Source organism: Pirellulales bacterium (assembly GCA_019694455.1).
Classification (GTDB): domain Bacteria; phylum Planctomycetota; class Planctomycetia; order Pirellulales; family JAEUIK01; genus JAIBBY01.
The window spans coordinates 318,704-332,068 of the sequence record JAIBBY010000001.1; the positions used below are offsets into that span (position 1 = coordinate 318,704).

The 13,365-nt window shown below is 63.1% G+C and carries 12 protein-coding genes; 4 read left to right on the plus strand and 8 right to left on the minus strand.

The window, feature by feature from the left end; genetic code table 11:
- Positions 1-79: 79 nt before the first annotated feature.
- Positions 80-664, minus strand: a complete 585-nt coding sequence (locus K1X71_01285) for a HupE/UreJ family protein (GenBank protein MBX7071753.1) — start codon at positions 662-664, stop codon at positions 80-82.
- A gap of 209 nt (positions 665-873) precedes the next feature.
- Between K1X71_01285 and pdxA the strand changes: the two genes are divergently transcribed.
- Complete coding sequence (gene pdxA / locus K1X71_01290; GenBank protein MBX7071754.1) at positions 874-1,908, plus strand: 4-hydroxythreonine-4-phosphate dehydrogenase PdxA; 1,035 nt, start codon at positions 874-876, stop codon at positions 1,906-1,908.
- Positions 1,909-1,925: 17 nt separating this feature from the next.
- Here pdxA and K1X71_01295 read toward each other — a convergent pair whose 3' ends face one another.
- The gene (locus tag K1X71_01295; protein ID MBX7071755.1) at positions 1,926-2,915 is read right to left on the minus strand and encodes a hypothetical protein; all 990 of its coding nucleotides are present in this window, start codon (positions 2,913-2,915) and stop codon (positions 1,926-1,928) included.
- 405 nt (positions 2,916-3,320) lie between these two features.
- On the opposite strand from K1X71_01295, the gene K1X71_01300 reads away from it, so the two are divergent.
- The 3 genes from K1X71_01300 to K1X71_01310 all read left to right on the plus strand — a co-directional run bounded on the left by K1X71_01300 (position 3,321) and on the right by K1X71_01310 (position 6,446).
- Entirely contained in the window at positions 3,321-4,370 is a 1,050-nt protein-coding gene (locus K1X71_01300; protein MBX7071756.1) for a hypothetical protein, read from the plus strand.
- 58 nt (positions 4,371-4,428) lie between these two features.
- A complete protein-coding gene (locus tag K1X71_01305) occupies positions 4,429-5,244 on the plus strand; it encodes a hypothetical protein (protein MBX7071757.1) in 816 nt (271 codons plus the stop codon).
- A gap of 128 nt (positions 5,245-5,372) precedes the next feature.
- Positions 5,373-6,446: a DUF11 domain-containing protein gene (locus K1X71_01310; protein ID MBX7071758.1), complete on the plus strand. Its 1,074-nt coding sequence runs from the start codon at positions 5,373-5,375 to the stop codon at positions 6,444-6,446.
- Here the strand turns inward: K1X71_01310 and K1X71_01315 are convergent.
- From K1X71_01315 to K1X71_01340, 6 genes are all read right to left on the minus strand, one after another.
- Positions 6,443-8,224 carry a hypothetical protein gene (locus K1X71_01315; GenBank protein MBX7071759.1) on the minus strand — a complete coding sequence of 594 codons (1,782 nt, stop codon included), beginning with the start codon at positions 8,222-8,224 and terminating at the stop codon, positions 6,443-6,445. The two genes, K1X71_01310 and K1X71_01315, sit on opposite strands and share 4 nt — an antisense overlap.
- Before the next feature lie 35 nt (positions 8,225-8,259).
- On the minus strand, positions 8,260-9,189 hold the full coding sequence (locus K1X71_01320; protein MBX7071760.1) for a glycosyltransferase family 2 protein: 930 nt from the start codon (positions 9,187-9,189) through the stop codon (positions 8,260-8,262).
- Positions 9,190-9,295: 106 nt separating this feature from the next.
- On the minus strand, positions 9,296-11,206 hold the full coding sequence (locus K1X71_01325) for a glycosyltransferase family 39 protein (GenBank protein ID MBX7071761.1): 1,911 nt from the start codon (positions 11,204-11,206) through the stop codon (positions 9,296-9,298).
- 19 nt (positions 11,207-11,225) lie between these two features.
- Positions 11,226-11,444 carry a hypothetical protein gene (locus K1X71_01330; GenBank protein MBX7071762.1) on the minus strand — a complete coding sequence of 73 codons (219 nt, stop codon included), beginning with the start codon at positions 11,442-11,444 and terminating at the stop codon, positions 11,226-11,228.
- On the minus strand, positions 11,441-12,691 hold the full coding sequence (locus tag K1X71_01335) for a glycosyltransferase family 9 protein (GenBank protein ID MBX7071763.1): 1,251 nt from the start codon (positions 12,689-12,691) through the stop codon (positions 11,441-11,443). Before K1X71_01335 ends, K1X71_01330 begins: the two co-directional genes overlap by 4 nt.
- Positions 12,681-13,365 (minus strand): glycosyltransferase (locus K1X71_01340; protein ID MBX7071764.1); only part of this gene is annotated, 685 nt, incomplete at its 5' end. The genes K1X71_01340 and K1X71_01335, both read right to left, overlap by 11 nt.

Consider the following 13,365-nt stretch of genomic DNA (forward strand, 5'->3'; position numbering starts at 1 on the left):
CGTATGAAAAAACGAAAAAGACGACCGCAGCTCGCAAGCTCGCGGTCGTCTTGTGGATGCAAACGCGCTCTTCGGCCAATTAGCCGAGCAGGATCATCAAGCTGGCCGCGGAAATCGCCGCCCCACAAACCCGCACGGCGTCAGAACGCCAACCCTTGGCCAACGCCAGCGCGCCAACAATGCCAGCGGCGTGCAAGGTGGCCGTCGAGAGCAGAAACCCAGCGGCGTACATGCCAAAAGTACCTTCCGCAGCCATTTCGGCCGCATGCGCATGGCCGTGAAACATGGCGAACAATCCAACCAGCACACAACTCGCAAAGAGCGGCATCACGCGCCGCGACGCGACTAGCAACCCAAACACCAGCACTGATCCGCCAATGCCGTACTCCACGCCCGGCAGTGGCATGCCAACACTGGCCAACAGGCCTCCTGCGAGCATCGCGCCCATGAACGTGACCGGCAACGCCCAGATGGCGCGCCCACCCAAACGTACGGCGAGCAACCCCACGGCGACCATCGCCAACAAGTGATCGAGACCATTCAGCGGATGCAACGCGCCATCGCTAAACGAATGGCCAGGATGTCCTGGATGAGCCAGAACCGTCTGCGACCAAGACACAACCACTGCGGTCGTCAACGCTACCAGTCCAAGCTTCCGGCTCATGGCACTTCCTCATTGAATGGGTAATGAGCGTTTGGCGGGCAGTTCGCCCATCATTAGGAGCCCGCCAGCGCTTGCGTATTCTAGCCGACTAATTTGGATAAAGTCTAGTTTGAGCCACTGAGTTATTTCGGCGGGGGCTGTAGCGGTTCGCGACCAGGGCGGCGATCGGCGCGGGACCGCAAAAAACCCGAGTCGCTAGAATGAGAGTTATGAAGAAACCTCGCATTGCCATCACCATGGGCGACCCCACCGGCGTGGGGCCAGAAGTGATCGTCGGCGCGTGGCATCACGCCGAATTGCACGATCTTGCGGCGCCGGTCGTGTTCGGCGACCCCGTTATTCTGCAGCGAGCCGCCGATTTGTTGCAGTCGCCGATCAAAGTCAAACAAGTTGATACGCTCGACGCGGTGCCCGCCCCTACCGATGTGCTTCCCTGCCTGCCAGTGGTTGACCCATCCTGCCGTGCCGCCCCGGTTCGTCAAATCGATGCTCGCGGCGGACAAGCGGCGTACGACGCGCTGCGGGCGGCCGCGCGCGCCGCGCTAGCTGACCAGGTCGATGCGATCGTGACCGCGCCACTCCATAAGGCAGCCCTCTGGGCGGCGGGCCATCACTACCCAGGCCACACGGAACTATTGGCCGAAATCTGCGGCGTCGACGATTTCGCGATGATGCTCTATTTGGCGCACGGCGGCCCGGTGCGCGGCCCGGCCGGATTGGGCGTGATCCATGTCACGCTGCACATGGCGCTGGCCGATGTTTTCAACCACCTCAGCACGGCCGAGGTGTTGCGCACCATTCGCCTGACCTCGCGCACCTTTAGCGCTATTAAAGGCTCACCGCCGCGCGTGGCGGTTGCGGCGCTCAATCCGCACGCCGGAGAAGAGGGACTCTTCGGCACGGAGGAACAGTCGCTCATCGCGCCGGCGGTACAAGCCGCGCGCGAATCAGGCATCACGGTCGAGGGCCCCTTGCCGGCCGACACCGCCATGGTGCGCGCCGCCGCGGGTGAGTTCGATGCGGTGGTCGCCATGTATCACGACCAAGGGCATATCGCGCTCAAGTTGCTCGGCATGCACCGCGCGGTGAATGTGACGCTCGGCCTGCCGATAGTGCGCACCAGCGTGGCGCACGGCACAGCGTTCGATCTGGCATGGCAAGGGCGCGCGGAGACTTCAAGCATGATCGAGGCGGTGCGCGTCGCCAGTTTGCTAGCCCGCGACAAGCTTTCAGCCGCTGATTAGCCAGCACGCGCGGTGAGTTACGGCGTCAGCGCTTCGGCCAGGTTCTTGATTTGCGCAATCTGGTCCTCGGTGGCGTTGTTGGCCGCGAGGTTGCCGGGCGAGAACGTGAAGAGGCGCGGATCAATGGTGTGGCCGAACACCACATCAAACAGCTCGAACGTGGCGACCGGTCGCGGTTCGGTACTGGTCCACAGCCGCGCATACCAGCTCGGCCGAGGAGTGCGCAAATACTCGATGCGATACGGAAACAAATCGCTCACCCCGAGGTAAACGACGAGCGTGTCTGGCAGATGCGGCGGCAGGCGAGTCATGTCGGGCGCAGCGCCTTTGCGGATCTTTTCCTTCTGGTCCGGGATCAGCGCGGCAAGCATTTCTTTTTTCCAAACCCCAGTCACCTTCCAAACTTTTTTGTTGTGCCAGGTGACTTGCTCGCCGGCGGTCAATTCCCATGCTCGCGTCACGCCGTCGAGCAGTTGCGGCAGGCCACCCGTTCCCCAATCGGCAAGCGCCGGGCCACGCTTGGGATGCGCCTGTTGCTCCGCGACCAGCGCCTGATGAATCTGCGCAAGGTCGAGTTGCTTGAGCGTTTGCTGCTCACCAATCCGCTCGAAGATCGACACCTGACGTCCGTTGCATACCTGTTGCAGCACGCTTTGCCGTTCGCCGTTCTTGAGCACCAGTTCGAGCCGCCACAATCGCACCGGCGCGCTGATCTGCCAATAGTTGCCAGCGCCAATCAAATGCTGATCAAAAAGTTCGATCTCTTGCCGCAGTTTTGCGGTGATCGATGCACGACTGGCAACTGATCGCGCGGCCGCGCTGATGAGATCACTCCCCCTTTGGCTCGCCAGCGCGGGTGGCGCAACAGGCACCGCTACGGGCGCCCCCCCCCTGCCCTCCCCTGGCTTGGCTGCCGCTAAATACGACGCGTGCTGCACGTCGGTTGGATAATTGGTTGTCGGCGGCGCCGGCGGACGCCGCGGATCGCGCGGATAGCCTGGTTGCATAGCCTGCTGCGCCGACGGCGGCGCAATTTGTGGCCCCGACAGCGGCCTTTGCTGTGCCTGCGCCGCCGCGCCAGCCAAGCCGACCAAAATGAGCGCGGAAATAGAGAACCTGGCCATCATCGGGCGGAGTTTGCCGGATTTTCCAAAGAAATCGGTCGTAGCGAACCGACCAAATAGGACGCAGGAAGCATGGAATGCCACGTTACCGAGCTGCGCAATTGCCGCAGTTCGGTCAGGGCGGGCATTCTAGGTTTCCCGCATGGCTCGGTCCACGCCAATCGTGACCAGCCAACAACGTACTCAAGTCTCATCAGCGTCGCTGCTTGCGCACACGCGGCAAGCTCGCGCCAGCGGAAGGGAATCCGAATGCGATACCAATGGGTGTTGCTCTGTGCGGTCGCCACCATGGTGGGGTGCAAGGCCCCAGGCATGCACAACCTGCCACCAGCAGAGATGCTGATGCATCCTGGTCCGGGCGTCGACGGTCCTGGCCCCGGAGTCATACCACCCGATCCAGGCATGGGCCCTGGGGGCGGTATGGGCATGGGCATCGGCGCGCCGACCACGCAGGTGTACTTCCATAACCCCGATGGCATGGTCGTCACCTGGGATGTGAGCTCACCGGGCATGTTCGACTCGGAGCCCATCACCGTTCCGGGACGATCGAACTTTCCGCAAGGCGCGCTCTACCGCCTGAAACTCACCAATATCCCGGGGCGACCGGGCGTGGAGCTGTATCCCACGATCGAGATCGCGCCGACGATGCCGCGCACCGAGGCGTATCTCGCTCATAACGCCCTGCAGATTGATTACACCGAAGAAGACTTCGATCAGGTCTTAAGCGGCAACTTCGTCACCAAGGTGCTCTTCCTGCCCGATCCAGAGTTCCAGGAACTCGCCGTGCCGGGGGTCGAGACCTTGGTGAGCACTCGACTCGATCCCGGTCTCGACCCGATAGTTGAGGCCGACCGCCGCGGTTCGATCCTAGGCATCGTGCGATTGGGCAACAAAGACCTGCAGGTGCCCGGCGCCGAAGATCAAGGCGCGATCGGCATGTACGGCGGCTCGTTTGGCGCCGGTGGCATGGGCGATTGCGAATCGGGCATGTGCTGTGCTGGCGGTGGACCAGGGCTTGGCCCCAGCGATCCCTCGGCCATGATCTCCGGGTTGACCGGGCCGCAGTACGGCATGCCGATCAGCGGCACGCCGATCGGGCTTCCCGGCCCGCCACACGTGCCGCTCGGCGTGCCCGCCGGACTCAAGAAGCACGTGATCGCCAATCACACGCATGTGCATCTGCCCAAGCCGACGCACAAGGTGCGGATTGACGTCAAGCAGTCGCCCGGCATGAACTATCCGAAGCCGCCCAGCCACGTGCATATTCACGAGCGGTCGTTCAACTCGCCAGTGATGCTGCATCCGCCGCACGATGACAAGCGGCAGATGGTCCACTAGCCGACTCGCTGGGTGTGTCGCAACTCTTCTTCAATGGCAGCAGCCCTGATTCATGGCAATGGTCCACCGACTCCGCGATCTCCCGGCGAGCGACGCTCGCCGCGGGATCCGAGTTGTCGCAATCTGGTGTGCAAGCATCGCGGCCAGCTTCGTCTGGGCACAGCCCACGGCGGCGCAATTGCCGGCGGTGCACTATCGCTACACCAGTGATAGATCCCCGGGAGCGATTGGCAAAGCGCAGCTCGAGCGCGGTGGACCATTGCCAGGTTATTTTCAGCCGGTCGAGGTTCGGGCGCCGCGTGGCGTCGAAGTCTCGCTGGCCGACGACGGCGCCTTCTCCGAGCCGCGCCGCAATCCGGTCGTTGCGGGCATGCTCATCGGCCCGGCCTATCGGCTGAAGCTCACCGGCATCCCCTTTCATGAGGGAGAGGAGCTGTTTCCCACCATCGAAGTGATCAATCGCCTGTGTCCGCCGCGCGGACAGGAGTTGCGGTTCCCCGTTGTAATCGAATTAACACAGGAAGATCTGGAGCTGGCGCTGCGCGGCAACTTTGTCACGCGCGTGATCTATCTGGAAGACCCAGGTCAGGCGCTGCCGGTCGCCGAGGGAGAGCAACAGATCAGCATGGATGCCCAAACGGGTGAAGACCCGCTGCTAGCGGCCGATGTGCTCGGCAAGCCGATGGCGATCTTGCGAGTTGGCGGTCGCGTGCCGGTCGATTCCTTGGGACAACTCGACACCAACGAACCGTGCGCGCCCTTTATCGTTTTCAATCGTCCCGCTACGCCGCGGCACGAACTATTTCCCACGCCGACTGGCGCCAGCGGTCCCGATCGGCGGACTAAGCGAGTTGTGAAGGCCAACGGCACATGAGACGCGCCGCGCGACAAGCGAGTAGCTCCGACCGCGCACGGCGCGCCATCGCCGTTATGTTCGGCGCGCCGCTGTTACTTTGCTGCGCGTGCAATTCGGTCCCCGCGCGGCGACAGCTTGATGAGGCCATGACCGCAAGCACAGCCACTTCCTTGGCCAGCAAGGCCCCTCCCCTGCCCTGCCCCGATGGCCGTTGTGCCACCGGCGACTGCGGCGAGGGCGGTTGCCCCGCGCCACCAGTGGGCTGTCCGCCCGAGCCTTCCCCCCTGCCCTACTCGGCCTGCTGTGGTTGCGGCTCGGACGGCGAATGTATCTGCGATGGCGGCGACCATGGCGCGCGAGCCACCCTCGACGAGGCGGGACTGCCCGAGGGAATCGAAACCGAAGACACCGTGGCGTACTACGACAGCCGCTGCGGCGCCCGGATGCAGCCGTCGAACTGCGTGTGCATCTACGCCCCGCGATTCGCGTCGGTGCGCAAAGTGGTCAACCCGATACTGAGCGAACAGATTCAGGCCCCCGGCACACTCGACAAGCCGCTGGAACTGGTGAAGTACGACGAACTGCTCGAACCCACCACCACGCTGCAAAACATACCGGCGCAGGTCGGCATCGGGCGTCGCAAACTGGTGGCCATCGAGGGGCGCGAGGCGGTCGATCGCGTATCATTGCGGCTGACGCCGATTGTCATGTCCGATGCGCTGGCGCCTTACGAAAACCTGTCGATCATACGCCACGGCGTGTTCGAACAGGGAGAAAAGCCGTATCTCGCGCAGAGCATTCAGGCCGCGATTGTCTGGTCACCGACGCAGGGAGTGCAGGTGCTGCTCGATCATCAGGCGGCCAACGAGGTGGTTGGCGATCAGCGCGTGCAGGCCACGTTCACCATCAAAGACAAGCCCTGTTGCCCGATGCTGCGCGTGTGCAAAGTGGCGTCGACGCCTTTTGCCAATCCGGGCGACACGGTCGACTTCACCATTCGCTTCGACAATGTCGGCAACGAACCATTGCGCAACGTGACCATCGTCGATAGCCTGACCACGCGGTTAGAACTGGTGGACGGCAGCGCTCAGTCCAGTGTGAAGGCCGACTTTACCAGTGAACTCAACACGGCTGGCTCGCGCACGCTGCGATGGGACATTCGCGAAACGATCGAACCAGGAGACGGCGGCATTGTCCGCTTCCGCGCCAAGGTGCGCTAGCGCGACGACAACACGCGGCACGCGGTCGCGCTAGCGCTCGGCGTAGCCACTTCTCGAATAATGGTCACTCTGCCGGTCGCATGTAGTTCGCTGAGCCGGTCGCTCAAGTCGCGCCATACGGCGAGCGACGCCTGCTGATGCGCTCCCGCAGCGGCGGTATACCCCGTGTGATGATCGACGCCCAAGTGCATCCGCCGCAGGCGGCGCTTGCGATCCATCAACTCGATCGTGTCTATGATCCGAAGCCGATCCCCCCACTCAAACCGACGTGTCACGCGTAGCGGCGCGATCTTTCGACCAGTGATTGCTCGCCGCTGCAATAGTCGCCGCACGACGTCACGGGCCCAGCGCCCTAGCGTCAACATTCCCGCGCGAAAGACCAAGAACTTGGCCGGCGTAAAAGTTTCGTACCGCACCCAAAACGCTGGCCGCGACAGCTCCAACACGGCAGGTTGATCTTGGACTTTCACGGCGCCGACGGCATCACGCTCGTGGCTCTGCGTCGCGGCAACTTGACCATTCTCAAACTCGGCAATCAGTCCCGCGTCGGCCGCCACGCACTCATCTTCAACAAAATGCTTGAAGGTTCCACCCCGTGCGCTGGAAACGATGGTCATCGAACTCGGTGACTTATGGACATACAACCCGGCCGCGGGAAACTGAATCATCTGCGACGATGAATCTGACGCCTGTTCGGCCGGCGGGGCGACGCGCGTCGCGGACCAGTCGATCCACGCCTCGATCCAGCTTCCCACCCAATGCGCGTACATCCGGTCATCAGAGAACGCGGCGTGACGACCTCGGGACACACCTTGCAGAAAACCCTCGGCCAACTCTCCGGCTGCGGCATGGCGCCGCGCCAATAGCTCCATCCCATGGGGGTAATTATGATACGTGCCGCGGCTCCCATATTCACCGCCGTAACTTCCATCCGGGTGCAGGAAGCAGCGCGCGAAGTTCAACCCACGCGCAATGGCGCCATCCAGCCAGTCGGCCCCGGTGAGTCGTTGATACTCGGCAAGCGCTTCCAGCGTCACCGTTTGATAGCCTGGGTCGGCGCCGCCGTATTCCTCGAACCAGCCCTCGGCGTGCTGCCACGCCAACACCGTGCCGATGCGATCTCGGGCCGCCTCGCGAAACTCCCCTTCGCCGGTGATCTGGCCAATGCGCGCCAGCGCCAGCGCCGCCAGCGCTTGATGATTCGCCAAACGGCCCGACTCATTGTGACGAATCAACCATTGCCCTCGGCGAACGAGCCATTCGCCGAGCGCGGCATCATCGAGCCCGAGCAACTGATAGCTCTGCGCCGCGGCGTTGGTGGCGAACACAGCCGCGCCAAGCGCTCGTTCATAGGGATAGTAATCGTCGCACGAGCCATCTTGATGCGAGCTAGTCGCCGCATACCGCAGCGCGGCCACAATCAATTCGCGCAGGCGCGGCGAGCCCTGCCATACATTGCCGGGCAGCGAATGATGGTAGACGAGCGCCAGCGGCCAGACGGCCTCTTGAAACATCTGGCAGGGGAAATCGCTGGTTCGGTAGTGCCAATGCGCGCGGTCGAGCGAACCATAGGTGCCGCGATACGGGTTGCGATCGATCGCGCCCAGGATGCGCGGAATCTGCATCAAGGCCGTGGTGAGATATTGTCCGCGCAGTTGGGGGTCGCGAGCGATTCTCACGGGTTCGCGCTGGGCCGAACGCGCCACGGCATCGAGCGTGACAAACCCGCTATCCTTGGTTCCACAACCACCGCTGCCGCAAGCCAGTGTCGACGCCATGTCCGCGTAATCCTTCGACAATTCGCCCCAGCGAGCTAACGACGATGATGCGCCACGATGACCTCCGCCAAGAGGCCAAACATCATCGTCATGAAGCCGGCGACCAGCACCACAATGTCCGATTCCTGCATCGTTCCCGTGCCGGCGACGCTGTGGACCGACTTGGCGACTCCCGCAGCCAAAACAATGCCCGCGATCGGCAAGAATATCTTGAGCGGCCGAAAATAAAGCACGATGCGCAGCACCGTGGCCAGATAGGCCAGCGTGTCTTTGACCGGATGAAACTTGCTCTTGCCGATGCGCGGGCGATACTCGACCGGCACGTATTTCACTGGGCGGCCATTGGTGAGAAAGGCCAACGTCATCGTGGTGACGCAACTGAACCCGTCCGGCACCACCCACAACCAAGGCAACATCGCCTCGCGCTTGAATGCCTTGAGCCCCGTGTTGAGATCGGGAATGCGCTGCGCGGTGAGATAACAGGCCAGCCGGCGAATGAGCCACTTCGCGGGACGCCGCAGCCAAGGCCACGTGCCTTGCTCGCTGGTGCGGGCACCGTTCACCTGATCGTAATCCGGAAACCAGGCCAAAAGCTCGCGTATGCTCTCGGCCGGGTAGGAGCCATCCGCGTCGAGCATCACCACCACTTCGCCCCGCGCCGCGCGAACGCCCACCTTGCGCGCCGCTCCAGCGCCTCGATTTTCTGGGCAGCGGACCACGCGCACCGGGCATTGCCAACAGCGCGCGGCAAACTCCTCAGCCAGCGCGGCGGTATGGTCGGTCGAGCCATCGTCGACGACTAAAACCTCCATATCGGTGTCATCCGCCAGCGCCTCGACCACCTCGGCTAAGACGCGCTCGATGGCGCCAGCTTCGTTATAAGCCGGCAAGAGAACAGTCACCGCGTGCGCGGCGCGAGTGCTGGTCAACTGATCGGCGACCAGTTGTGTGTGCCAGCCGTCCATGGCAATGGCTCCAGAAATTGGGTTCTTGCGGGGAGCCCAAACTACCAAACCTCGCCAAAGCGACAAAGATCAATGACGCGACTGCTAGCGTCAAATGCTTCGACGGTCAGCGGAGCATGAAGAGCCGATAGTTGCGAGCCACCCCTTCGGCGTCGATGGCCTCATAGCTTGTCAGTTCCAAGAGCGGCCCCGGATCGGCGCCCTGGCGGTCGAGTTCTTTCTCAACAAGGTTGGAGAGGACCTGCGCATGAGCCAACCGATCGGGCCCCTGGCGATCGAGCAGCACCAGATGGGTGTAACCGCGGCGCTTCAGGTCGACCGCCAGGTTGCCGCGTGCCGGGGCCGTTTTGTGGTAGCTCGTCAATCGGCGGTAGGTGCTCTCGCGGTCGAACTGACCTTCAAAGTAGTAGCCGCGGTAATCCTCTGACAAGATTCTCGCATTTGCCCCCGCCAGACGATTGATGACCAGCGCGGCGGTGTAACTCGGCTCGCGGCGAATCAGGTAGGCCTCGCGGCTCTCCAGTCCCAGCGCCACCAACAGGTCGCCTCCCCCGCGATTCATGGCCATTGCGGCGCTGGCGCCGAGTACCAGCGACAGGCAGCCAATCGCCAAGGCGCGTGGCGCGCCGGGCAATCGCTTGAGTTCAATCAGCGTCCACACCGATCCCGCCGCCAGCAGCGGCACGACCGGGTACAAGAAGCGCACGTTTTGTCGCATCAAGAACCACAGCAGTCCATACACCGCCGCGATGGCCAGTAGCGAGCCCAAGCCACGCAAGCGGCGCACCAACAAAAGCCCGGGCAGCAGCATCAGAAAGACCGGACCCATCTGGTGCGCGTGGCCGCCAAATCGCTCCGGCCAGAGCGTCGCTTGCCAAGGCGCGGCAATCAGTCCGGCCAATGTGCGCGACAGCGGCGTTTTATCGACCGTTGCGGGCGCGGTGTCGACTCCGCGTGCCGCCGACAACACTGGATAGAACGGATCGCCGCGATGGCGCCACGCGCGGATGTACCAGGGGGCGGCAATCACAGCGGCTAGCGAAAGCGCCACGCCCAGGCCCACCACCACTCGGGCTCGGGCCCGATGTGGGCGCCACGCCATTGCCAACTCAACTACAACCAGCGCCACCACAAACAGCCATGCGGTGTGCTTGGTCGACAGGGAAGCCCCCAGCATGACGCCAGCAACCAATAACCAACGTGGAGATGCCGCCTCGTGAATCGCCTTGCGCCATGCGACCAGCGAGAGAGTGGTCCAAAGCGCCACGGCGGCATCGCACAGCGGAGCGGTCATTTGCGTGGCGATGCCCGGCACGAGCAGCGTGACCGCCCCGGCAACCAGTGCCCAACTTCGTCCCAGAATGGGCGTCGTCAACAACACCGCGGCGCCGCCAAGCAAAAGCCCGAAGGTCCAGGCAATCAAGCCAGCGGCGACCGGCCCATCGCAAGCCAGGCCCCACAGGTAGAGCATCTCCGCCAACAGCGGAAACGTGCAGTTGTCGTGATATGGCAAGTACACTAACGAGTGATTCGCCAGAAATGCCTTGGGTAGCTCTAGGTGGTAACAGAGCGCGTCGCCCGCCGTGGTGGGAGCAAGCGCGGTGACGAATGTCGCCAGGCAGACGAGGCCCACCGCCATTATCAATCCCAGACGCATCCCGCGCGGAACCGCCGGCGCCACTTCCGCATCCACATCGATTGCACGCTGCGCGGCTCGGCGCCGCCAGATGAACCACGTCTGAGCCGCTTCCCCCAATCCCCAGAAGGCTGCCGAAAATGTGCAGGCGATGACCACCAGCGGAAACAGCAGCCCCACCAATCCCAGCGCGGTCCAGGCCAACCCGCCCGCCACAAAACCCAGCCCAAGGCTCCAAACCACGGTCGCCAGCGAATCGTCGTCGGCCAGGCGCAGCGCGACTAACACCGCGCGTCCCATGCCCAACGCTGCCAGCGCGATGATCCCGACTGCCGCAAGCGACTTGGCAACCAGCATCAAGTTGAGCGCAAATTCCGTCACAAAGTGGTCCATTTGCGTGCTACATCAGCAGTCGCGCCACCAGCCGACCGAGAAAAACACTCGATACGACGACAATCCAACTTGCCCACAACCACGCCTTCCAGAGACCCAGTGGCCGGTCGCCTTCGCGCGGCTTGTAACTTGGAAACAACGACGAAGCCACCGCCATGCGGGCACGAATCCAGCGGCGCCGGTCGCTGCCGCTACGCGCATCCTGTTCTCGAATCGGCGCGATCATCGCGTTGCTCCGAGTTGTTCGTCCTGCTTGATCTCGATGGGCTCACACTCGCTTCTCGACTTGCTGTCGCACAGCAGACAATCCACCGCCTGCCACACCTCAAATGCGGTGTGCTGCATGCAGGGATGATCGGCGAGTGGGCAGCGCGTGTGGTGGCAGGGCGAACAAGCCACGGACTCACGCAGCACCGTCACCGGCGCGCCGTTGGAATGAGGCCGCCACTGTGCCGCCAGATTAGTCCCGCTGAAGAGCACCACGCTCGGCGCGCCCACCAGTGCCGCCAGATGGGCAGGTCCAGAATCGGCGCCAACATAGACATCGCACTTCGCAACGAGCGCCGCCAGTTCGCTCAGCGTCAATTCGCCGGTCCAATCCTCGACGCTGGCGCGCGCCGCCGGCGTCAAACCCGCCATGATCTCGTGGGCAATCGCGCACTCGCTGCGTGCGCCAACCAGAATCACGCGAGCATCGCTGTCAAGCGCCGTGCGTTCCGCCCACTGCATCCAGCGCCGCGCGGACCAACGTTTAGCCTCGGTTCCGGCGCCAATATGGGCAACCACAAGCGGCCGCCACACTTCACCGAGTCGCTGCGCGATTGCGCTGCGCGCCGCGGCGCCCGGTTCAAAATTCAGTTCGGAACGCGGTGCAATTTCGACACCGATTGCGGACAACAAGGCTCGCCGCGATAGATGTTCGGCGCGCTCGGGCACATAGCAGGGAGAATCGGTAAGCAGAAAACCGCCGCCCCCCGCATCCCAGCCCACCCGGCGCGGAATCTTGGCCAAACACATCCACAGCGCATTGGGAAATTCGCCTCGCACATCGATGGCCATGTCGTAGCGGCCGCGCATCGCAAGCGCTTGATAGAAGTAGGCGGGAAGCCACGCCAGGAGCATGCGGCGCCAATCGCGCGCAAACCGATTGAAGCGCGAGACATGGATTTGTTCGATTTCTGACAGGCGAGCAAAGAAATCCTGAGTCCAGGCGCCGCAGTACACATCAATGGAAGCCAACGGCCAGGCTGCTTGCAGCGCCACGATCATCGGCCGCGAGATGATCGCGTCCCCGAGATGATCGAGTTGGATAATCAAGATGCGGCGCGGCGCGCATTGAGCAGAAGCCGAACGAGGCGCCAACTTGGCGCCCAGCCAATCGATCATCGCAAACAACACTCGCCAGCGCATACGCACATAGCGGTAGCGCCCCGATGACCAGACTCGGCCGCGTTTCTGGCGATTAGCACACATCGCGATACGCCTCCAGCGTTCGCTCGGCCGCGATGCGCCAAGTAAAGCTCTTCATCACATGCGCGGCCAATCGCGAGTCGCGTCCGCGATCGATTGCTTGTTCCACAGCGGCGCGAATTGAACGCCGCGAACCAGGCCGGGCATAGCTGGCAAAGTCGCCAAAGTACTCGCGAGTGGAACCGCGCTCGGTGAGCGCCAACGGGGCGCCAGTCATGGCCGCCTCAATCGCCGCCAGCCCTGGAGTTTCAAACCAACTCACCAGCGCCAAACACCGACAAGCGGCGTATGCGCTAGCCAGCCGAGGATCCAAGTTGCCGATGCGCGGCAGGAAGTGAACGTTGTCCCCCGCCTCGTGGCGGCAAGCGTCGAGGTAGTCCTCCTGCCCTGGCACAACTTCACCGAGGAACACGACCGGATGGTGGCTGCCGCGCAGGGCGCGCAAGAAACCGAGTTGATTCTTGCGCGGCTCGATGCGACCCACGTACAAAATGAAGTCGCGCAGGCCGTACTCGCGCTCAAATAATTGCGCGTCGGCCTCGGCGAAATTCGGATCGGCCGCATTCGGCACGACAGTTTGCCGCTGGCAATCGATTCCCACATGGCGCTCGATCTGCGCTGCCTCCGCCATCGAATTGGGCAACAACCGATCGACCGCCAGGTACAGCCGCCGCCGC